Raw genomic sequence first — 19,383 nt, 5'->3', positions numbered from 1 at the left:
GGCCTAGGCGCTGATCGCGCCGCTCACAACCCGCCTAGCCCGCCTTGCGCACGAAAACGGTGCCGGCAGAGTAGCCTGCGCCGAAGCTGCAGATCAGGCCCGTGTCGCCTTCTTTCAGGTCTTCGCTGTGAAGGTGGAAGGCGATGATCGAGCCGGCACTTGAGGTATTGCCATAGGTGTCGAGCACGGTGGGGCTTTCGTCTTCGTTCGCTTCATGGCCGAGGACCCGATGCGCAATAAGGCGATTCATTCCCGTATTCGCCTGGTGCAACCAAAGGCGGCGCAGCGCTGTCGGATCGATATCAAGCCGCCCTGCTTCGTCGACGATCATCTGCGCAACCATCGGCACGACTTCCTTGAAGACCTTGCGGCCTTCCTGGACGAACAATTTGTCCGGCCCGCCCGCATCTTCGGGGTAGGCGCGGTTGAGGAAGCCGAAGTTGTTGCGAATATTGTTCGAAAACACCGTTTTCAACTTGGTGCCCAGGATATCCCAATGCTGCGCAGGAGCGATGGCGGCATCTTCGACCAGCACAGCCGTGGCGACGTCGCCAAAGATGAAATGGCTGTCGCGATCGCGCCAGTTGAGGTGGCCGCTGGTGATTTCCGGGCTGACCACGAGCACGCTCTTGGCGTTCCCGGCGCGAATGTAATCGGCGGCGGTCTGGATGCCGAAGGTCGCCGAAGAACAAGCCACATTCATGTCGAAGCCGAACCCGTCGATGCCCAGCGCCTGCTGGATCTCGATCGCCATTGCCGGATAGGGGCGCTCCATATTCGAGGCTGCGCAAAGAACCGCGTCGACGTCCTCGGGCTTGCGCCCTGCCCGCTCGAGCGCGTCGCGAGCCGCCTTGACGCCGATTTCAGCGAGGATGGACAATTCGTCGTTGGAACGCTGAGGCCAGCGCGGTGCCATCACATCGGGATCGAGAACCGGCTCTTTCGCCATCACATGGCGCGCCTTGATGCCGCTGGCCTTTTCGATGAATTCGACCGAACTTTCGGTCAACGGCTCCATGTCACCAGAAGCGATCGCGTCGGCGTTTGCTTCGTTGTGGCGGCGCACATACTCGTTGAAGCTGGCGACCAGCTCTTCGTTGGTGATGCTTTCGGCGGGGGTGAACAATCCGGTCGAGGAAATGACGGGTCGACCGGTCATCTGGATATGCTGAGTCATGCCCGCGTGCCTAGGCCCGGCCAAGCTGCCTCGCAAGAGAGTTGCGCAATGAATTGCTGGGGGGTGCGAGCCGGTGGTGGCAGGGCTTGAATCGAACCGGAAAAATAACCCTTTGATATCAATCCTGTTCTTGGATTGAGCGCGAGGCCTCCCCCACACTCTCCCCCACATTTTCGTTCATTTAACGGTGGTTCGGTTCAGCGTTTCGCCCAAAAAGCTGAATAAATCTGCGGTTCGCAAAGCGCCTGATCGCAACATAATGGCACGTTCTGACACTGTCCAATTGCGAGTTCGCGGCCAGGTCAGTTCAATGCTCGATGCCGCTTCACCAGCCTATGCAGACTGGCTGTCGTGATGCGCGTTGCCTTGCCAATCTTGATGGATTCGAGTTCTCCACTGGAGATCAACTCATAGAGTTTCGTGCGCCCGACCCCAATCATGCGGGCGGCATCATTAACCCGGACGCAGATCGGCTCGACAGGTTGAGGGCCGCTCATTCCGCCGGTTCCTCTTCACGATAGTGAGCGGGATCGGCGATCCAGCGATTGATGGCTGATTCACGCCATCCTGCGCCATGTACGCTGATCTTTACCTGAGACGGGAATGTGCCCTCGGCGATCTTGCGGTAGATGGTGGAGCGGGAAAGACCGGTGCGGTCGAGCACTGTCTTCAAGCGGATGATGCGTTCTGTATTGGACATTGAGCCTTCTCATTTTGACATTGGCAGCCCCTCTACGGAACATAGTGAGAACTTTTCTGAAAGGCGCAAGGGCCTGGTTTAGTTGGAATTCGAGCAATTCTTCAACGATTTGCACGATTTGAGACGTCTATGGACGGTCCGAAACCTCTACGGACAAACCGCTCGGTTGGCCCTGGTTCTGAGAATCTTCCTGATCGATGCGATTTTGTGACTGTCGCGCGCGAATTTGCGACGGCAGCGACGGATTTCCCTGCCAGCGTTGCCGGGTTTCGCGCGAATCACGCCAAGTGCCCCTAACGGTAATTGTCGGCCAAGAATGCAACCCTTCAGAAAATCGAGACTCAATCCATAGCTTCGCAAGCATTCTCAGGCTTGTTCAGCCATAGCGAATGGACATGCTTCGCCAACGTGGAACGTGACCGGGCGAATGCCCAAACTATCCCTCACCGCCAAGGCCGCCCAACAAATGGCACCTGATAATCCATGTGGAATTTGTCTGCTTGCCCGGATCGATCCCACAGCATTCGCGGCTGCAAGCACACCCAGCAACGCATTCTCATCGCTTGAAAAATTCCGACTGCAACAGCATTCTGGGACAAGTGGGCGCTCCAGTTCGCTTTCGACAAGCTCAAACAGGCTGGAGCATGCCGGTGCCGCATGGTCAGGAAGGCCATAGGTTTTTGCGACGTTGAAAGTGGCCGAAAGAGGGTTGGTTTCGGTTTCCCGGGCTGCGCTCCACACACGAAACAGTTTGACAAAAATGGCATCGGCCAATTCGTCGCAATCCATCTGCATCATCAGCACCTCCACTTAGCCAAGCCTTATTGCGATTGACTCGCAATTGCAATGCTGTCAGTGCGCCGCCGGAACAGTAACTCTTCAGGGGCCATCTCTCATGATTCGTTTTGCAACCCAGTCTTCAACAATTGCGCTTGGCCTTGCTGCCCTAGGCGGCTTGTCTGCGCCCGTCGCCGCGCAGACCATCGACGGCGAAGATGCAGCCGACACGATCATCGTGACAGGAGAGAAGGAGCCGGGTGACTTCATTGTTTCGTCCGAGGATCTGGAGCGCACATCGGCCAACACGCTGGAAGATATCTTTGCCAACGAATCGTCGGTTGCGGTCGGCGGTGGTTCGGCCACCGCGCAGAAAATCTACGTGCGCGGCTTCGAAGACGTGATGCTGAATGTGACAATTGACGGCGCACAAAGCCCCGGCGAGCTATATCATCATCAGGCTCGCGTTCAGGTGGAGCCAGATTTCATCAAGACGATTCAACTGGATGCAGGCGCAGGTGCGGCGACAAATGGCCCGGGCGCCCTCACAGGTGCCTTGGCAGTCACACTGAAGGATGCGTTCGACATGCTAAGTGCGGGGCAGGACGTGGGCATCTATGCTAAAAGCACCGGCTACTTAAATGGCGGTGACGGCTATGGCGCAAGTGGAGCGGTCTATGGCCGATTGAGCGACAATGTCGGTCTGATTGCCGGTATTTCGTACACCGACCGGAATGACTACGACGATGGCAATGGCGACAGGGTTTCACCTACACCCTACGAGCACACGCGGTATTTTTCGAAGCTCAACGTGCTGGACGGAGATCATGCGGCCAGCCTCACCTTCGAGAAACTCGACGATTCAGCAACTTCGTACGAACGGCCCAATCTGACCAATTTCGCTGGCCGGTATATCCTCTCGGACCAGGAGATGAGCCGCACGACATTGACCGGCAACTATCGCTACAATCCGGCCAGCGAAGCAATCGACACGCGTCTGACCGCGTTTTACAACAACACCGATTTTCGCGTGCAACGCCAGACCTCGGACATCATATACGGCGAAGGCGATTTCTCCAGCATGGGGCTCGACCTGCGCAACACAAGCAGCTTTGGCGATCTCTCCCTGACCTACGGCGTGGACTACCGGGTTGATGATTTGAATTCAGCGCAAAATGCCACGCCGCCATTTGCCTGGGGCGACACACGCCAGTCGGTCGATATCTTCGGAGCCTATCTTCAGGCGAATTTTCAGCCAATCGAACCGCTGAAGCTGACCGCTGGCATTCGCTACGACGACTATAATTTCAAGAGTAGTGGCGGCGTGAGCAGTGGCATCAGGATTGCTGATTCAGGCTTCAGCCCCAATGTCGGCGCGACTTTCGAGATTGTCGACGGTCTGGAACTACATGCCACCTACGCGCAGGCCTTCAGAGGGGTGCAAATCCGCGAAGCTTTTTTCAGTGCGCTCTACGTTCATGATGGCACACTGGAATCGGAAAAGGCCGACAATCTGGAATTTGGTGTTTCCTTTGAGCGCGACGGATTCTTCGCTCGGGGCACATGGTACAAGCAGAATATCGAGAACTTCGTCGATATCGAATACGTCGGCACGCCTGTTTGGGGCTACTGGCGGAATATCGGGGACGCCAAGGTCGAAGGCTACGAAATTGAAGCAGGCTATGCCACTCAAGACCTGTTCCTGAGTGTAGGCATGTGGGATGCGAACAACACGCTGAATGGTCAGCCACTGACGGATGCGAATTTGGGGCTGGGGACACGGATCGGGACGACCTGGCTTGGCAAGGCAGAATATACTGGCCTGTCAGATCGTCTGAGCCTGGGAACACAGGTGCGTCACGTCTCCTCGGAATCGAATTCCATCGATCCGACCGCGCCCGACAAGGAAGCATATACTACGGTGAAGGCTTATACGAGCTATCGTATCGCGGACCCGATCACTGTTTCGCTTGTAGTCAACAACCTGTTCGATGAGTTCTACTACGATCATGCCACCTACACCTATATTGCCGGATCAACGAACGACTATGTTGGCTATCCGGCGATGGGCAGGGAAGTTGTAGCATCGCTTCGCGTCCAATTCTGACCTGATCGGGGAAGCGGGAAATGATCCCAGGCCTGGCCCTGTTGGCAGCAAGTTGTGCGCTTTGCGGCGCGGGCCTGCTCTATCTTGCTTCCCCCAATCAGCAATGGCGCAAAAGCCATCTCGTCGGACGCTGGCCGATTCCGGCAGGCATTGCCCTGATCGTCACTTCGCTACTTCTGCTTTGGCAATTCGCCGGTTGGGCATCGACGGTGTTCATCGCCATGACTTTGCTAATGCTTGCATGGTCCATCCCCCCGCTCGCGATTGCGTGGGTGCAGAACCGCAGGGACAATGTCGAATGAGTGCTGCATTCACCTACTCCGCGAAGGGGTGGCTTGGCAAAGCTAGCGCCGGGGTAATTCTGGGTTTCACCCTCGCACTTGGCTTCACAGGCTTGTTCGTATGGTTGACGCCTGACGGACTGATGGCGGGCAGCGGCAAGACGCAATTTGCCATGTGGCTTGTTGCGCCGATCTGGTGCGGCATTGCCAGCTTTTGCTTCCTGTTTCGCAGTGGGATCAGGGCCTGGCTCTGGCTTGGCGGGGCCAATATCGTTGTGTTCGCATTGCTCGCAATCGCAAAGTCAGTCGGGTAGCCGCACGATGGTACGCAGCGATATCGTCAAGATGTACAAGGGTGTTCACACCTGGGTTGGCATCGTCAGCGGGTTGTTCCTGTTTATCGCCTTTTACGCAGGCGCAATCACCATGTTCGAGGAGCCGCTACAGCGTTGGGCTACACCGCCGTCTGAGCTGCCTGCGCCAGTTTCACTCGAAGATACGCCAGAGCTGATCGCCACGGCCATTGCCGCGCATCCCGATATTGCCAAGGGTTACACGGTAAATGTGGAGACAGGGCCAGAGCGCCCTGCGAGACTGGAATGGGTCGTATGGCCAGAAGGTCGCAGTCGCGGCGCACCGCAACATGTCTACGCGGCTGCAATGGCAGATCACGGCAGCCTCCAAACTTTCCGACAAGATCCTGCTCCGGTGGCGCAGTTTATCGACACGCTGCATCAGCATGTAGGGTTGCCATTCTCGCTGTACTTCATGGGCGTGGTCGCGCTGCTGTATGCCATTGCGCTGGTTTCCGGCCTGATCATATTGTTACCCAGCCTCGTGAAAGACCTTTTTGCATTGAGGCTTGGCAAGAACCTCAAGCGGATGTGGCTTGATGTGCACAATGTGCTCGGCATATTCAGTCTGCCATTTCATCTGATTATGGCACTTACAGCCCTGATTTTCGCCTTTCACGATCCGATCTACGGATCGCAGGACAAGCTGGCTTACAACGGTCAGATCGAAGCAATGTTCGAAGCCAACGAGACGCCGCATGACGCGCCGTTGCGGGAGGATGTTCCCTTCGTCTCACCCGCCGATGTCGTGAACACGTTAGAGCGAAGCGATCCGGGCTTCACTGTGCGATGGCTTACATACAGCACCACGCCGGATGGCCAGGCACAGCTTCAAGCCTTTGGGAAACGCGATGGCTACGGCTTGCGCGGTCCCACATTCGGTTTCGCCATGATGCACCCATACACCGGCGATGTAATGGCCTACGACTATATGCCCGGACGACAGCAGGGTTATCTCGCCACCGTTACCAGCTTCTTTGCGCTGCATTTCGGCAATTTTGGTGGCAATCCTATTCGCTGGGCGTATTTTGCGCTCGGACTAGGCGGGGCATTTCTCTTCTACTCCGGTAATATCCTGTGGATCGAAAGCCGCCGCAAAAAGCAGCGTGGCGGGGCAACCGTGCAACAACGCCGCGACACCCGCATTCTTGGAGCTTTGACGGTGGGCGTATCGCTCGGCTGCGTAAGCGGAATTTCCCTGACAATCGCAGCGGCGAAGGTTCTTCCAGCGTTCGAAGCACAGGCGCAATCAGCCCATATGCTCATCTACTATGCGGCATTTCTTGTGGCCGTTGTGCTAGCGTTTCTGCTCGGGGCAGCACGTGGAGCCGTGGTTCTTTCAGGCATAGCGGCGCTTGCCTGCTTCATGATTCCGATTGCCAGTGTAGTCACACCATTATGGTACGGCTGGAACCATGGAGATGTGACATGGCTGGTGGATTTGGTTGCAGTGATGGGAGGTCTGGCACTGATCGCAATGATGCATAGAACCCGGCAACGGGGCAAAAATGCACCGGAAGACAGCATTTGGTATGCGGGCTAGCTGCAAGTGTGCTGCGATAGCGATTGGTTCGACTCTATCTCATGGATGGTTTGTCTTCGGACTGTTCAGCCTCAAACGCCCGCTTCCCTTTGCGCCGGAACAGCACCAGCGCCTGCGCACCATCCGGCCCGCGCAGCTTGGCGGCAACGGTGAGGAACGCGCCGTAGAGCGCGGCGCGATCATCGTCTGTCAAATCAACCAGATCGGCCTTGGCGACCAGGCCGCCCAGCTCGATCAGTTGGCGGGTTCGTTCGCGGCGTTTGACCTGCCATTCGCGCATGTCGGTTCGCGCCTTTGCTGCCTCAAGCCGATGCCGTGCCGCCATTGAGCGGGAGAGTGCCTTCCGGCTGCTGGCCAGGTCCGCTCGAAGTGTCGCGTGACTTGCCCTGAAAGAAGGCCGCGCCGCGCTTGCGCCAGCCCTCCCCGGTGGCCTTGTCGGTGGTGGCGGCAGCGTCGAGCAGCGCGCCTGCCAGGACATCGGCATCGAGCGCGTCGGCTCCGGTTGCCGTGACCAGCACGCCGAGGTCGCGCACGCGGCGTTCCTTCAACTGCTTGGCCTTGTCGGCGAGGGCCTTGAGTTCCGAATCAAAATCGCGGGGTTTGCGCATCTGTTGTCTCCATCGTTGGTGTGATGGAGCCATGATAATCGTGGTTGTAATCCAATGCAGTAAGGTCGCCGGGACAGTGTGATACCGCCTAGTCCCGATCAGGATTTTATCATGAGAGGGCGCGCTTATACGTCGTGCCGACGCAGGCTTTGCGGTGTAACTGGATTGCCGACATGGCAATCTTTCACTTCAGCGCAAAGGTCATCGGAAGGTCGAGCGGACGCAGTGCCGTTGCGGCAGCTGCCTATCGTGCGGGCGAGCGATTGCACGATGAGCGGATCGACCGTGACCACGATTTCACCAACAAGGCAGGCGTCCTTCACTCCGAAGTGATGCTGCCCAAGGGCGCGCCTGAAGCCTTCGCCGACCGCGCCACGCTTTGGAACGCGGTCGAGGCAGCCGAGAAGCGCAAGGATGCTCAGCTTGCCCGCGAAGTCGAGTTCGCGCTGCCACGCGAGCTGTCGAAGAAGGACAACATCAAGCTGGCGCGCGAGTTCGTGAAAGCCGAGTTCGTCGAGAAAGGCATGATCGCCGACCTCAATGTCCATTGGGATATCGGCGAAGACGGCAAGGCCAAGCCGCACGCGCATGTCATGCTAACGATGCGCGAGGTCACGAAAGACGGCTTTGGCGCAAAGGTTCGCGACTGGAACAAGACCGCGCTGATCAAACAATGGCGCGAGCGCTGGGCCGATCATGTGAACCGTGCGCTGGCCGAACGCGACATCGATGCCCGGATCGATCACCGTAGCTTGGAGGCGCAGGGTATTGCGCTGGAGCCGCAGGACAAGATCGGCCCCGCCGCATCGCGCATTGGCGGACGCGGGCTGGAAGCCGAGCGGATCGAGGAGCACCGCGCGATTGCCCAGCGTAATGGGACAAGGATCATTGCCAATCCGGCGCTGGCATTGGATGCAATCACGCACCAGCAAGCCACCTTTACGCGACGTGATCTTGCTGCGTTCATCCACCGGCACAGCGACGGCAAGGAGCAATTTGACGCTGCCTACAATGCCGTGCGCGCATCGCCCGATTTGATTGCCCTTGGCAAGGATGGGCGCGGGCAGGATCGCTTCACGTCGCGGGTGATGATCGAGACCGAACAGCGCCTGCACCGCGCCGCAGATTCGATGGCCGCGCGCACGAAACACAGCGTCAATGATAGCCAGCGAAACGCCGCGTTCGCCAACGCTGCGAAGCGCGGTCTGGTCCTGTCCGGCGAGCAGAAAACCGCCTTCGAACACGTCACCAAAGACAAGGGCCTTGCGGTTGTCGTAGGCTATGCCGGGACCGGCAAGAGCGCGATGCTGGGTGTGGCGCGCGAGGCTTGGGAAAGTGCGGGCTACACCGTGCGCGGTGCGGCCCTGTCGGGCATTGCCGCCGAAGGACTGGAGAACGGCTCCGGTATCGCATCGCGCACTATCGCCAGCCTTGAGCATCAGTGGGGCAAAGGGCGTGAGCAGCTCACCGCCCGCGATGTGCTTATTATCGATGAAGCGGGCATGGTTGGCACGCGCCAGATGGAGCGCGTGCTTGTCGCTGCCGCGCAGGCTGGTGCAAAAGTTGTCCTAGTTGGCGACCAGCAGCAGCTTCAGGCTATCGAGGCGGGCGCGGCATTCCGGGCAATCCACGAGCGCCACGGCGGGGTCGAGATCAGCGAGGTTCGCCGTCAGCTTACCGCATGGCAGCAGGATGCGACCAGGCAGCTCGCCACGGGCCGAACCGGCGAAGCAATCCGCACCTATGAAGAACGCGGCATGGTCCATGCCGCCGACACGCGCGAGGATGCACGGACGGCGCTGATCGAGCATTGGGATCGGGAACGGCAAGGCAGCCCTGGCGATAGCCGGATTATTCTCACCCACACCAATGACGAGGTGCGCGAGCTGAACCAGATGGCGCGTGGCAAAATGCGTGAGGCTGGCGCGCTAGGTGCCGATGCCACGATCAAGGCGGCACGCGGCGAACGCCAGTTTGCATCGGGCGACCGCATCATTTTCCTGCACAACGAGCGTGGGCTTGGGGTCAAGAACGGGACACTTGGCACGGTCGCAATGGCCAGCGCGCAGAGCATGGCCGTGCGCACCGACGATGGCCGTGACATCGCGTTCGACACCAAAGACTATGCCCATATCGATCATGGCTACGCCGCCACGATCCACAAGGCGCAGGGCATGACCGTAGATAGTGTGCATGTCCTCGCCACGCCGGGGATGGACGGCCATTCCGCCTATGTCGCCATGTCGCGCCATCGCGACGGGCTGGCGCTGCATTATGGCCGCGATGACTTTGCCGATCAGTCAAAGCCTGTCCTGAGCGCTGTCGAAGGGCTTGTTCGCACGCTCAGCCGCGAGCGCGGAAAAGACATGGCGGGTGACTACAAGCCCGAACAGGCCTTCGCCGAACTGCGAGGGATCAGCTTCCATGAGCGGGTCATGAAGATAGTTAGGCAGATTCCAGAGAAGGCAAAATCCATCCCTTCGACTTTGCTCAAGGGAGCCTTCTCCAACTTCCGTCCGCAGGCCCGCCAGCTTGAGCCGTTCCCGACACAAACGAACACGCAGAACGACCAGCGCCGCGCGGTCGAAAGCTATGCCCGCGCGCTTGGCGATATCGGCACGATGCACGACCAGGGTTTGCCCGTCCTCCCGCACCAGAAGGCCGCTCTGGAGAAGGCAGGAAAGGCGCTCGAAGCGATCAGGCCCCATGCAGCCACCGACCTTGCCAAGGCGATGGAGCGGAACCCTAAGCTGATCGCAGAGGCCGCTGGCGGGCGAAGCCAGGAGGCCTTGCGGGCGATGCAGCACGAGGCTGCCGTGCGCACCGATCCGGCGTTGCGAACCGAACGCTTTGTCAGCGACTGGCAGGGGCTGAGCGCCGCACGCAAGCAGCTTGAACAGCAAGGTGACCGCGCAGGTGCGGCCCGCGTGTCCGCGAAGCAGAACGAACTGGCGAAGGGGCTGGAGCACGATCTGCAGGTCGAAGGCCTGCTGCGCGGCAAGACTCGCGAACTCGGCATCGATCCGAAGCCCGAGCGCAGCATCGCGAACAAACTCACCGCAACCCTCTCCCGCGAGCGCACCCGCGCTTTCGACATGGGCATTTAGGAGAACCGAGATGGAAGACGAACACATCGAAGAAGTGCAACTGGACCTCGAAGTCGAGGAACCGCCCGCGCCGCAGGCAGCGCCGCCGACGGTTGCAGAAACCGATCCGGCAACGGAAGCCTTTGCCCGCCTCGAAGGTGAAATGGCAATGGTACGCCATACGGTCCAGAACATGGCCAGGGAGCGCGCCGACATCGTGATCCCGGACTACACCGCAACGCTCGGCCAGATGGCCGATCAACTGGCACAGGTCTCGAAAACGTTGAGCATGATCGGCAGCAAGCCTGCTATCGAGCTGACGCCGGAAGACATTGCAGTTCAGATCACGCGCGCTTCGCTCGACATGCTGCGCGATGCCAGCGACCTGTTCCGGCACGGACGCAAGGACCTCGATCTTGCTACCGGTCGGCTCGCCGCAATTGTCGGGCGTGTCCGAGCCGAGGACGAGCAGAAGCGTCAGACCTGGTGCTTTGCAGGCATGGGGTTGGTTGCCGGTATCCTTCTATGGTCCATCCTTCCCGGCACCATCGCCCGGGCCATGCCGGAAAGCTGGCATTGGCCCGAACGGATGGCCCGCAAGGCTGTTGGAGAACCGACCATCGTGGACGCCGGAATACAATTGATCCGGTCGCAGAACCCCGAGGCTTGGGACGAATTGGCTGCTGCGCAGAGCACACTTGCCGAAAACCGTGAGGTCTTTGCGCGCTGCCATGAGCAAGCGCAGGAGTCGGAACGGCCCGTGAATTGTACCATCAAGATTGCGCGCTAGCACGTCCGCTTCCCCCTTTCCCAATTCAGAACCGGACATTCCGTAAACGACTCGATTGCGGACGTTTAAGCCGCTCGATAAAGTCGAAGGCATGAACCCTTTATCGCCGCCATGTCTTACGTGTCGCAAACCAGTGCCGTTCAAGAAGACCCAATGGCGCCTTGGTAAACTGTTTATCTGCCACGGCTGTCAAACTCAGCTGGTCATTCAGCGGCGTCTATAGATTGGTTTGGGCACTTTCGTGTCCTTCTACCTATTTTATGATCGAAGGAATCTAGACTACGCCAATCAAATCAGGCTTTTGGGGGGAATCATGACGAAATACGTTTCCTGCGCTGTCATTATATCTCTTCTGGCATCCGCCTGCTCTCAGGCGGAAGCGCAAGGCGCGCGGTTGACGAAGGACTATCTGACTGGGCGATGGGCTGAAAGCGAAGAGGGGTGCGCGGGCTTATACGCGTCTGCTGAATATTCAGCGGAAGGTGAGGTGGTAATCGACGGGGATCGCGAACCGTATGAAATCCGAGGAGATGAGATCCACTATTTCAACCCTATTGATGGTGGCCAAACGTATGACGTGATCAAGCCCCTCGATCAGAATTTGATAGTGGTGACCTTCCCCAACATGGAACCGATCAAGTTGGTGCGCTGCGGGAGCGCAGCAGACGGCCAGACCGATCGAGGAGAAATCTCAGATTATCCTAATGTCGGGAGCTCGACGAACGGCGCGTCCTCGAAGCGCGGCACAACATCTTTCTTCGGCATCTACGAAGTGAAGCTCTCTTGCATGGATATTCACGGCAGAGGGATGCCGATGGCGTCCTGCTTCTCCGGACGGACGGGCGGAAGAATGGGGTACGTTGCCAAGGGCCAAGAGCGGCATTACAGCGAGATGGAGCTGAGGGGCTGGCCAATGAAGACATCAGAGACCTTCCGCCTAAAGGGGCCGTTCACATTCTACGCACAGAGCTACGGAGGCGCACCGACGGTACTGGTAGGACAGCTCTTCGTGGATGACGAGATGGTCGAGGAAAAGAGGGCGACCGGCACGCAGGCAATCGCATTCTCTGGTGCAGAGGTAAAAATGCCTGAAATGACCGACAGCGAAAAAAAGCTGTTGGCTGATCAGCTGGCCGACGAAGCGGAATCGGCAGTAGCCGAGGTTGAAGCGATGGTAGGCGAGGGTTTTTGAGCGACAAAACCCACTTTCACGTCACGGCGGCTCCCGTTTGCCATCACATGTTCGTCCCTTTCGCGAAAGCACGACGACCGTTGAATTGTGCGCGTTCAATATCGGGGCAATCCCCGGAGTTTCTGACCTTGTAGGACGAAAAGCACGAACTCAGGGAATGGTTCGTCCGAAATTGGAAAAGTGAGTCTAAAGGCAGCCATTCCGCCAACGCCCCCGAAGCGGAAGCAAATCCATGATTTCGCAACGGCCGCTTTCCACCCAATCCCGGTCGTAGAGATCGGCAACCGACCTCACCAAAAGCGGTCATCCGAGCTTCTTGTGGGCGCGCGATTGGCTGGCGATACTACGTCTTCGTGGAACTCCTCCCAGTACAATAACAGCCCCACGCTTCCATCAGCCTCACCCGCGCCCCCGGATTCTCAGGCGTGCCGAGATAGGTAGTGCGGCGATAAGCGGCCTGCACAGCATCTGGCGTTTTGTGCGCCAGTGCAGCTTCGACAACCGCATTGGGGAAGCCCTCGTTCGCAGCCCAATCGGTAAAGCTGGAGCGAAAGCCGTGGACGTGGAAAGGCTCCTGCATATCGCGCATAACCTTCAGCAGCGTCATGTTGGACATCGCCTTGCCGGTCATGCCGGGGAAGACCACTTCGGCACCCTCGAGCCGCATTGCATCGGCCTTCACGAGCACCGCCAGAGCCGCTTCTGACAGCGGCACGATGTGCGCCCTGCTACGCTTCATGTGCTCTGCGGGTATCGTCCACAGTCGCTGGTCCAGATCGAATTCGTCCCATTTCGTGAGCCGCACTTCCTGCGAGCGCACGCCAGTCAGAATGAGGAGGTCGAGCGCGAGACGCGAATAGGATGGCTTGCGCCGTAGTGCGGTCAAGAATGAAGGAACCGCCACGTATGGCATAGCCTTACGGTTTGCCGGTTTCTTGACCTGTCGCGGGAGTCCTCGCCCCGCTTTAAGGCTACTGTTGCCCGATGGAGCCTCCGTAGAACGCCAGCCTTTGGCGTGAGAGTAATCCAGCACCGCGCAAATCCGGTTGCGAACCTGACGGGCCGTTTCGGGAATTTCCTGCCAAATCGGCGTGAGCACCGAGATGATGTCGGCAGCGGTGATTCCGCCAGTCGTCATGTCACCAAGCCTTGGGAAGGCATAATTTTCCAGACTAGCCAGCCATTGCCGACCATAGACATCGCTCTTCCAGCCAGCTTCGTTCTCGGAATGATATTGGGTAGCGGCTTCGCGGAAAGTGACCTTGGCGGCTTCCTCGTCCTTCCGCTCCGTCAGCACGTCGCGCTTCTCGACCTTTACAGCCTTGCGGAGTTCAGCACCCTTCGCACGCGCTTCGGCCAGCGTCACCAGCTTTGCACTGCCCAGACCAATGTCTTGTCTTTTTCCATCGCGCTGGAGTCGCAGGAGCCAGGAAGCCGCACCAGTTTTTCCAACTTTCAGGAAAAGACCGTCGCCGTCCTGATAGGTGCCCGGATTCGCCAAAGCGGCCTTGACCGCCACTGCTGTAAGTTTGCCCATTCTCGTTCCCCACATTTCTGGAGGCCAATTGAGAGAGCCGCAGTGTGGGGAAGCCTACACCCTTCCCCACACCTTCCCCACACTCACTGCCGGTTGCAGGCAATTAACAGCGAACAGGGGCGGCCATCGGAAGGCAGAATACCTTGGTTTTCTGCGATTTCTAGGGCTTTTCGGGGATGTTCTGAGAAAGGGCGGTGGTGGACAGGGCTGGATTCGAACCAGCGTACGCTTGCGCGGGCAGATTTACAGTCTGCTGCCTTTAACCACTCGGCCACCTGTCCACACGGGCTCGCCTGTTCTCTTCTCAGAGATATAACGTCGGAAACCCCTTGGGGTCCCCTGCCGAGAGGCGCCCCTTTGGCGAAGCGACGCTTGCCTGTCAATGCCCTCACTGGCAGGAGCGCAGCCCAAGCCGAAATACAGGATGGAAAAGATGGCAAAGGGCGAACGCAAACGCGCATTGAGAGGTCGTGCCGGCCGCATGAAGGGTGGTCGAGGAAGTGGCAGGGCCAGTGCCGGTCACGTCCGCCTGTGGGGCCGCCACGCGGTCGAGGCCGCATTGAAGAACCCGGACCGGGTGCACCGCAAGCTGTGGGCGACCCGCGAGGGGATCGAATCGCTCGACGGGGAACTGCCGCCGGACTTTCCGGTGGAATTCGCCGATGGGCAGGATCTGGCCCGGCTTGTCGCAAAGGATGCTCCGCACCAGGGGCTGGTTCTCGAATGTGCGGCTCTGGAAGACAAATTCCTCGACGAAGTGCTCGACGGCGATCCCGCTCGGCCGATCGTCCTGCTCGACCAGGTAACCGATCCGCATAACGTGGGCGCCATCATGCGCTCCGCCAAGGCATTCGGCGCATCGGCGATCGTAACCCAGGATCGGCATGCCCCGCCCGAAGGCGGCGTCATCGGCAAGACCGCATCCGGCGCGCTGGAAACACTGCCGTGGATCCGGGTCGTAAACCTGGCCCGTGCGCTCGATGAGATCGCCGAGGCCGGATATTGGCGCATCGGCCTGACCGGCCATGCGGAGGCCACCCTGGCAGAGGCCTTGCCCGCCGGGCCGGTTGCGATCGTGCTTGGGGCCGAAGGCGAAGGGATGCGGCAGAATATAGAAGGCCACTGCGATGCTCTCGCCAAACTGCCGATCTCTTCGGAAATCGAAAGCCTTAACGTTTCCAATGCAGCTGCTGTGGCATTGTATGCCGTAGCAACGCGCAACTGACGGACCGACGAACTCGACCGGGGGGAATTCATGACTAAACCGATTCGCACAGCCGCTCTTCTGGCGGCCAGCTCGCTTGCATTGAGCGGCTGCCTGCTATCGCCAGGTACCTTCACCAGCGAAATGCAGCTGATGAAGGACGGCACATTCGCATACAGCTACGACGGCGAAATCCAGATGCTGGCTCTGAGCAAGCTCGCTGAGATGGGCGCCAAGTCCGAAGAGAAGTTCGAGGCGGAATGCGTCGACGAGGAAACCTGGGAAGAGCGCGAGTGCTCGCTTGCGGAAGTGAACGAGCAACGCGCCGAATGGCAGGCAGGGGCGAGCGAACGGCGTGCCAAGGCTGAACGCGAGGCAGAGCAGGCGAAGCAGATGCTCGGCGGGTTCGACCCTTCCGACCCTGAAGCAGCTCAGAAGCTTGCGGACCAGCTGTCACGGCAGCGCGGTTGGGAAACGGTCGAATACAAGGGCGATGGCATTTTCGACGTCGACTTCAGCGTATCCGGCCGCATGACCCACGACTTCGCCTTCCCGATGGTTGAGAAGATGCCCATGGCGAACATGTTCGTCACCATGATGCTGCGTGACGGCAACCAGGTGCGGGTCGATGCGCCGGGCTTTGCGTCGCAGGGCGGCGGCAACCCCATGCAAGGCATGATGACGGGGATGATGGGACTAGCCACGCTCGGCAAGGCGAAGGAGAATGGCGAAGAAGGCGAAATGCCGAACATCCTCATGCCGAACGGCACCTTCACCATTGTCACCGATGGACGCATCCTTGCCAACAATACCGACGAAGGTCCCGTCGAGACCGCTCGCGGCCAGACGCTGGTCTGGGAAATCGACCAGCGCACCGAACAGGCGCCGACCGCGCTCATCGCTTTCGACTGAGCCCGCGAGGCCTTAAGGCCAAAGAAAAACGCCGCAGCCACGCATCAAGCGGGCTGCGGCGTTTTCTTTTCCATGACTGCCAGCCGCACGAGTACGGCGCAGTGACGGAGCGGTCTTAGTTGACCGCGTCCTTGAGACCCTTGCCGGCCTTGAACTTCGGCTGGTTGGAAGCCTTGATCGTCATCGGTTCGCCGGTGCGGGGGTTGCGACCGGTCGATGCCTTGCGCTTGGCGACCGAGAACGTGCCGAAGCCGACCAGGCGGACTTCGTCACCGTTCGAGAGCGATTTGGTGATCGCGTCGAAAACGCCTTCGACGGCGCCTGCTGCGTCGCTCTTCGAAAGGCCGCTCGAATCGGCAACCGCGCTGATCAGGTCGTTCTTGTTCATTTTGATGGAAACCCCCTCAATTGGTGTTTTGAAATAATGCCGGTGAATCACGTCACCGAAGGCGAGCGAATTGAGAGGCTTTTGGGCGCGCTGTCAAAGGCAAAATCCGCGAAAAAGCGTCGATTTCGCGCTACGAATTCGATTTCTGCGACGAACCGTTGACTGGAGGTGTCCCACAACGGGAAAGACACCCGAACCGAGGTCCGGGCGCCTTCACGATTCGCTGCAGTGCAACGTATCTTTTGTTAGTGTGCCGTAGGGGCCGCGGGGCCTCCGGCGCCCGGATGGACAGGCTGGCTGGCAAGGTCGTCAGCCTCGGTCCATTCGATCGGCGCCGGGATCGCAGTGAGAGCGTGTTCGAGCACCTCGTCGACGTGGCTAACCGCCACGATCTCCAGTCCCTCTTTCACGTTGCCGGGAATCTCGGCGAGATCCTTTACGTTCTCTTCCGGGATCAGCACCTTTTTGATGCCGCCGCGCAATGCAGCGAGCAGTTTTTCCTTCAGGCCACCGATCGCCAGAACGCGGCCGCGCAGGGTCACCTCCCCGGTCATCGCCACGTCTGCACGCACCGGAACGCCCGACAGGGTCGATACGATCGAGGTCACCATGCCGACACCCGCACTCGGCCCGTCCTTGGGCACGGCGCCTTCGGGAAGGTGGATGTGGATGTTCTTGCGCTGGAAGATGCTCGGCTTGATGCCATAGGCAGGCGCCCGCGCCTTCACGAAGCTGAAGGCCGCGGCGACGCTTTCGTTCATCACCTCGCCCAGCTTGCCGGTGGTCTTGATCTCGCCCTTGCCCGGCGTCGTCACGCTTTCAATGGTCAGCAATTCGCCGCCCACCTCGGTCCATGCGAGACCGGTGACGGCACCCACCTGGGGCTCGTCTTCGCTCATGCCGTGCTTGAACTTGCGCACGCCGGCGAACTCGCTGAGGTTTTCCGGCGTGATCGTGACTTCGGTCGCCTTGCCCTCGAGGATCTTGCGCAAGCTCTTGCGTGCCAGCCTTGCCAGCTCCCGCTCCAGCGTACGCACGCCAGCTTCGCGGGTATAGTAGCGAATGAGATCGCGGAGCGCCTCTTCGGTCAGCTCGAACTCTTCGGGCTTCAGGCCATGGTCCTTAACCTGCTTGGGTAGGAGGTGACGCGATGCGATTTCGACCTTCTCGTCCTCGGTGTAACCTTCCAGCCGGATGATCTCCATACGATCGAGCAGCGGCTGTGGCAGGTTGAGGCTGTTCGCGGTGGTCACGAACATGATGTCCGACAGGTCGAGATCGAGCTCGAGGTAATGGTCCTGGAACTTGTTGTTCTGTTCGGGGTCCAGCACTTCGAGCAGGGCCGAGGCGGGATCGCCGCGGAAATCCTGTCCGAGCTTGTCGATCTCGTCGAGCAGGAAGAGCGGATTGCTCTTGCCAGCCTTCTTGAGGTTGGTGACGATCTTGCCTGGCAAGGAGCCGATGTACGTCCGGCGGTGACCGCGGATTTCCGCCTCGTCGCGCACGCCGCCAAGTGACTGGCGCACGAATTCGCGGCCGGTCGCTTTCGCGATCGACTTGCCGAGGCTGGTCTTGCCGACTCCGGGAGGGCCGACGAGGCACAGGATTGGGCCTTTCAGCTTGTTGGTGCGTGCCTGAACGGCAAGATATTCGATGATCCGGTCCTTGACCTTTTCCAGGCCATAATGATCCGCATCGAGGATCTCCTGCGCCTTGCCGATGTCCTTCTTGACCTTGCTCTTCTTGCCCCACGGGAGGCCGAGCAGGACGTCGAGATAATTGCGAATGACGGTCGCCTCGGCGCTCATAGGCTGCATGGCCTTGAGCTTCTTTAGCTCGGCCTCGGCCTTCGCCTTGGCTTCCTTCGACAGCTTGGTCTTGCCGATCTTTTCGGTCAGTTCGGCAATCTCGTTGCCGCCGTCTTCGTCGTCACCGCCCAACTCGTTCTGGATCGCCTTGAGCTGTTCGTTGAGGTAATATTCGCGCTGGGTCTTCTCCATCTGGCGCTTCACGCGACCACGAATGCGGCGTTCCACCTGAAGGACGGACAGTTCGCCTTCCATGAAGGACATGACCATTTCCAGCCGCTTGAGCGGATCGGGTTCGATCAGCAGCGATTGCTTGTCGGACACCTTGGCATTGATGGCGGCGGAAATCGTGTCGGCGAGTTCGCCAGCATCGTCGATTTCGCGCAGCTGTTCGGCGGCGTCTTCGCCGACCTTCTTGTTAAGCTTGGCGTATTCGCCGAACTGGTCGACGACCTGGCGCATCATGGCCGTGACTTCGCTGCCCGCAGCGGTCGGCTCTTCGATGATCGAAACATCGGCCACCACATGCTCGCCCTCGGGACGAAGCGCCTCCAGCTTGGCGCGTTCCTGGCCTTCAACCAGCACGCGCACGGTGCCGTCGGGCAGTTTCAGCAGCTGGAGGACCTGCGCCACGACACCGAGGTCGTAAAGGTCGCTGCCCTCGGGGTCGTCACAGCCCGGATCGAGCTGCGAAAGGAGGAAGATGTCCTTCGATCCTTCCATCGCCACTTCAAGCGCCGCGACCGACTTGTCGCGGCCCACGAACAGCGGAACCACCATGCCGGGAAAGACGACGATGTCGCGCAGGGGAAGAAGGGGGAAACTCTCAGTCATATTCATGCGTCCGTTTGCGGTCCGCGAGGTTGGTGGGACCGTCCTTGACCCTGAATATGGGTGCGCCCCCCACGCTTCGCAACGTG

Annotated in this window: 18 protein-coding genes and 1 tRNA gene; 9 read left to right on the top strand and 10 right to left on the bottom strand. The window is 59.4% G+C overall.

From position 1 onward, the window contains the following. Positions 1 to 34: 34 nt before the first annotated feature. The 4 genes from BM173_RS10905 to BM173_RS14455 form a co-directional block, all read right to left on the bottom strand. Positions 35 to 1,177, bottom strand: coding sequence for a beta-ketoacyl-ACP synthase III (locus tag BM173_RS10905; RefSeq protein WP_218152642.1), 1,143 nt, complete (start codon positions 1,175 to 1,177; stop codon positions 35 to 37). 302 nt (positions 1,178 to 1,479) lie between these two features. Then, positions 1,480 to 1,674 (bottom strand): helix-turn-helix domain-containing protein, encoded by a 195-nt coding sequence (locus tag BM173_RS10900; protein WP_090481372.1) that lies wholly within the window; start codon positions 1,672 to 1,674, stop codon positions 1,480 to 1,482. Further along, positions 1,671 to 1,877 carry a helix-turn-helix transcriptional regulator gene (locus tag BM173_RS10895; RefSeq protein WP_090481370.1) on the bottom strand — a complete coding sequence of 69 codons (207 nt, stop codon included), beginning with the start codon at positions 1,875 to 1,877 and terminating at the stop codon, positions 1,671 to 1,673. Before BM173_RS10895 ends, BM173_RS10900 begins: the two co-directional genes overlap by 4 nt. Before the next feature lie 366 nt (positions 1,878 to 2,243). Further along, positions 2,244 to 2,675: a hypothetical protein gene (locus tag BM173_RS14455; protein WP_143089628.1), complete on the bottom strand. Its 432-nt coding sequence runs from the start codon at positions 2,673 to 2,675 to the stop codon at positions 2,244 to 2,246. Positions 2,676 to 2,772: 97 nt separating this feature from the next. Here BM173_RS14455 and BM173_RS10890 point away from each other — a divergent pair, with 97 nt between their 5' ends. From BM173_RS10890 to BM173_RS10875, 4 genes are read left to right on the top strand one after another with little or no spacing between them, the layout of a single operon-like run. Continuing rightward, positions 2,773 to 4,761: a TonB-dependent receptor domain-containing protein gene (locus BM173_RS10890; protein WP_090481367.1), complete on the top strand. Its 1,989-nt coding sequence runs from the start codon at positions 2,773 to 2,775 to the stop codon at positions 4,759 to 4,761. Between the two features lie 20 nt (positions 4,762 to 4,781). Further along, the gene (locus BM173_RS10885; RefSeq protein WP_090481364.1) at positions 4,782 to 5,063 is read left to right on the top strand and encodes a hypothetical protein; all 282 of its coding nucleotides are present in this window, start codon (positions 4,782 to 4,784) and stop codon (positions 5,061 to 5,063) included. Beyond that, complete coding sequence (locus BM173_RS10880) at positions 5,060 to 5,356, top strand: hypothetical protein (RefSeq protein WP_090481361.1); 297 nt, start codon at positions 5,060 to 5,062, stop codon at positions 5,354 to 5,356. Before BM173_RS10885 ends, BM173_RS10880 begins: the two co-directional genes overlap by 4 nt. Positions 5,357 to 5,363: 7 nt before the next feature. Further along, entirely contained in the window at positions 5,364 to 6,938 is a 1,575-nt protein-coding gene (locus BM173_RS10875) for a PepSY-associated TM helix domain-containing protein (RefSeq protein ID WP_090481359.1), read from the top strand. A gap of 34 nt (positions 6,939 to 6,972) precedes the next feature. On the opposite strand, the gene BM173_RS10870 is transcribed toward BM173_RS10875, so the two are convergent. Together BM173_RS10870 and BM173_RS10865 are read right to left on the bottom strand one after the other, a co-directional pair. Next, entirely contained in the window at positions 6,973 to 7,218 is a 246-nt protein-coding gene (locus BM173_RS10870) for a conjugal transfer protein TraD (RefSeq protein ID WP_090481635.1), read from the bottom strand. A 22-nt stretch (positions 7,219 to 7,240) separates the two neighbouring features. Continuing rightward, on the bottom strand, positions 7,241 to 7,546 hold the full coding sequence (locus BM173_RS10865; protein ID WP_090481357.1) for a conjugal transfer protein TraD: 306 nt from the start codon (positions 7,544 to 7,546) through the stop codon (positions 7,241 to 7,243). A 173-nt stretch (positions 7,547 to 7,719) separates the two neighbouring features. Between BM173_RS10865 and traA the strand changes: the two genes are divergently transcribed. The 3 genes from traA (at position 7,720) to BM173_RS10850 (ending at position 12,614) form a co-directional block, all read left to right on the top strand. Then, positions 7,720 to 10,653 carry a Ti-type conjugative transfer relaxase TraA gene (gene traA / locus BM173_RS10860; RefSeq protein ID WP_090481354.1) on the top strand — a complete coding sequence of 978 codons (2,934 nt, stop codon included), beginning with the start codon at positions 7,720 to 7,722 and terminating at the stop codon, positions 10,651 to 10,653. Between the two features lie 10 nt (positions 10,654 to 10,663). Then, the gene (locus tag BM173_RS10855) at positions 10,664 to 11,422 is read left to right on the top strand and encodes a DUF6118 family protein (protein ID WP_090481352.1); all 759 of its coding nucleotides are present in this window, start codon (positions 10,664 to 10,666) and stop codon (positions 11,420 to 11,422) included. A gap of 313 nt (positions 11,423 to 11,735) precedes the next feature. Further along, positions 11,736 to 12,614 carry a hypothetical protein gene (locus tag BM173_RS10850; protein WP_143089627.1) on the top strand — a complete coding sequence of 293 codons (879 nt, stop codon included), beginning with the start codon at positions 11,736 to 11,738 and terminating at the stop codon, positions 12,612 to 12,614. A gap of 343 nt (positions 12,615 to 12,957) precedes the next feature. On the opposite strand, the gene BM173_RS10845 is transcribed toward BM173_RS10850, so the two are convergent. Next, complete coding sequence (locus BM173_RS10845; protein ID WP_245755860.1) at positions 12,958 to 14,133, bottom strand: tyrosine-type recombinase/integrase; 1,176 nt, start codon at positions 14,131 to 14,133, stop codon at positions 12,958 to 12,960. A gap of 213 nt (positions 14,134 to 14,346) precedes the next feature. Further along, a tRNA-Tyr gene (locus tag BM173_RS10840) sits at positions 14,347 to 14,432 on the bottom strand. Between the two features lie 152 nt (positions 14,433 to 14,584). On the opposite strand from BM173_RS10840, the gene rlmB reads away from it, so the two are divergent. Together rlmB and BM173_RS10830 are read left to right on the top strand one after the other, a co-directional pair. Beyond that, a complete protein-coding gene (gene rlmB / locus BM173_RS10835) occupies positions 14,585 to 15,376 on the top strand; it encodes a 23S rRNA (guanosine(2251)-2'-O)-methyltransferase RlmB (RefSeq protein ID WP_090481632.1) in 792 nt (263 codons plus the stop codon). A 30-nt stretch (positions 15,377 to 15,406) separates the two neighbouring features. Beyond that, on the top strand, positions 15,407 to 16,267 hold the full coding sequence (locus BM173_RS10830) for a hypothetical protein (RefSeq protein ID WP_090481344.1): 861 nt from the start codon (positions 15,407 to 15,409) through the stop codon (positions 16,265 to 16,267). A 115-nt stretch (positions 16,268 to 16,382) separates the two neighbouring features. Here BM173_RS10830 and BM173_RS10825 read toward each other — a convergent pair whose 3' ends face one another. Further along, complete coding sequence (locus BM173_RS10825) at positions 16,383 to 16,655, bottom strand: HU family DNA-binding protein (RefSeq protein ID WP_090481341.1); 273 nt, start codon at positions 16,653 to 16,655, stop codon at positions 16,383 to 16,385. A 245-nt stretch (positions 16,656 to 16,900) separates the two neighbouring features. Further along, the gene (gene lon, locus BM173_RS10820) at positions 16,901 to 19,297 is read right to left on the bottom strand and encodes an endopeptidase La (RefSeq protein ID WP_090481629.1); all 2,397 of its coding nucleotides are present in this window, start codon (positions 19,295 to 19,297) and stop codon (positions 16,901 to 16,903) included. Positions 19,298 to 19,383: the final 86 nt, after the last annotated feature.

The organism is Qipengyuania nanhaisediminis (assembly GCF_900115585.1).
Lineage (GTDB): Bacteria > Pseudomonadota > Alphaproteobacteria > Sphingomonadales > Sphingomonadaceae > Qipengyuania > Qipengyuania nanhaisediminis.
The sequence above is the reverse complement of the archived record's forward strand: the minus strand, read 5'-3'. Positions and strand labels throughout refer to the sequence as shown.

Bases quoted from the DNA above. Each gene is read 5' to 3' on its own strand.
- BM173_RS10880 (WP_090481361.1), top strand. From the start codon at position 5,060: ATGAGTGCTGCATTCACCTACTCCGCGAAGGGGTGGCTTGGCAAAGCT.
- rlmB (WP_090481632.1), top strand. From the start codon at position 14,585: ATGGCAAAGGGCGAACGCAAACGCGCATTGAGAGGTCGTGCCGGCCGC.
- BM173_RS10830 (WP_090481344.1), top strand. From the start codon at position 15,407: ATGACTAAACCGATTCGCACAGCCGCTCTTCTGGCGGCCAGCTCGCTT.
- BM173_RS10850 (WP_143089627.1), top strand. From the start codon at position 11,736: ATGACGAAATACGTTTCCTGCGCTGTCATTATATCTCTTCTGGCATCC.
- lon (WP_090481629.1), bottom strand. From the start codon at position 19,297: ATGACTGAGAGTTTCCCCCTTCTTCCCCTGCGCGACATCGTCGTCTTT.
- BM173_RS10865 (WP_090481357.1), bottom strand. From the start codon at position 7,546: ATGCGCAAACCCCGCGATTTTGATTCGGAACTCAAGGCCCTCGCCGAC.
- BM173_RS10890 (WP_090481367.1), top strand. From the start codon at position 2,773: ATGATTCGTTTTGCAACCCAGTCTTCAACAATTGCGCTTGGCCTTGCT.
- BM173_RS10895 (WP_090481370.1), bottom strand. From the start codon at position 1,877: ATGTCCAATACAGAACGCATCATCCGCTTGAAGACAGTGCTCGACCGC.
- BM173_RS10855 (WP_090481352.1), top strand. From the start codon at position 10,664: ATGGAAGACGAACACATCGAAGAAGTGCAACTGGACCTCGAAGTCGAG.
- BM173_RS10900 (WP_090481372.1), bottom strand. From the start codon at position 1,674: ATGAGCGGCCCTCAACCTGTCGAGCCGATCTGCGTCCGGGTTAATGAT.
- BM173_RS10905 (WP_218152642.1), bottom strand. From the start codon at position 1,177: ATGACTCAGCATATCCAGATGACCGGTCGACCCGTCATTTCCTCGACC.
- BM173_RS14455 (WP_143089628.1), bottom strand. From the start codon at position 2,675: ATGATGCAGATGGATTGCGACGAATTGGCCGATGCCATTTTTGTCAAA.
- traA (WP_090481354.1), top strand. From the start codon at position 7,720: ATGGCAATCTTTCACTTCAGCGCAAAGGTCATCGGAAGGTCGAGCGGA.
- BM173_RS10875 (WP_090481359.1), top strand. From the start codon at position 5,364: ATGGTACGCAGCGATATCGTCAAGATGTACAAGGGTGTTCACACCTGG.
- BM173_RS10885 (WP_090481364.1), top strand. From the start codon at position 4,782: ATGATCCCAGGCCTGGCCCTGTTGGCAGCAAGTTGTGCGCTTTGCGGC.
- BM173_RS10825 (WP_090481341.1), bottom strand. From the start codon at position 16,655: ATGAACAAGAACGACCTGATCAGCGCGGTTGCCGATTCGAGCGGCCTT.
- BM173_RS10870 (WP_090481635.1), bottom strand. From the start codon at position 7,218: ATGCGCGAATGGCAGGTCAAACGCCGCGAACGAACCCGCCAACTGATC.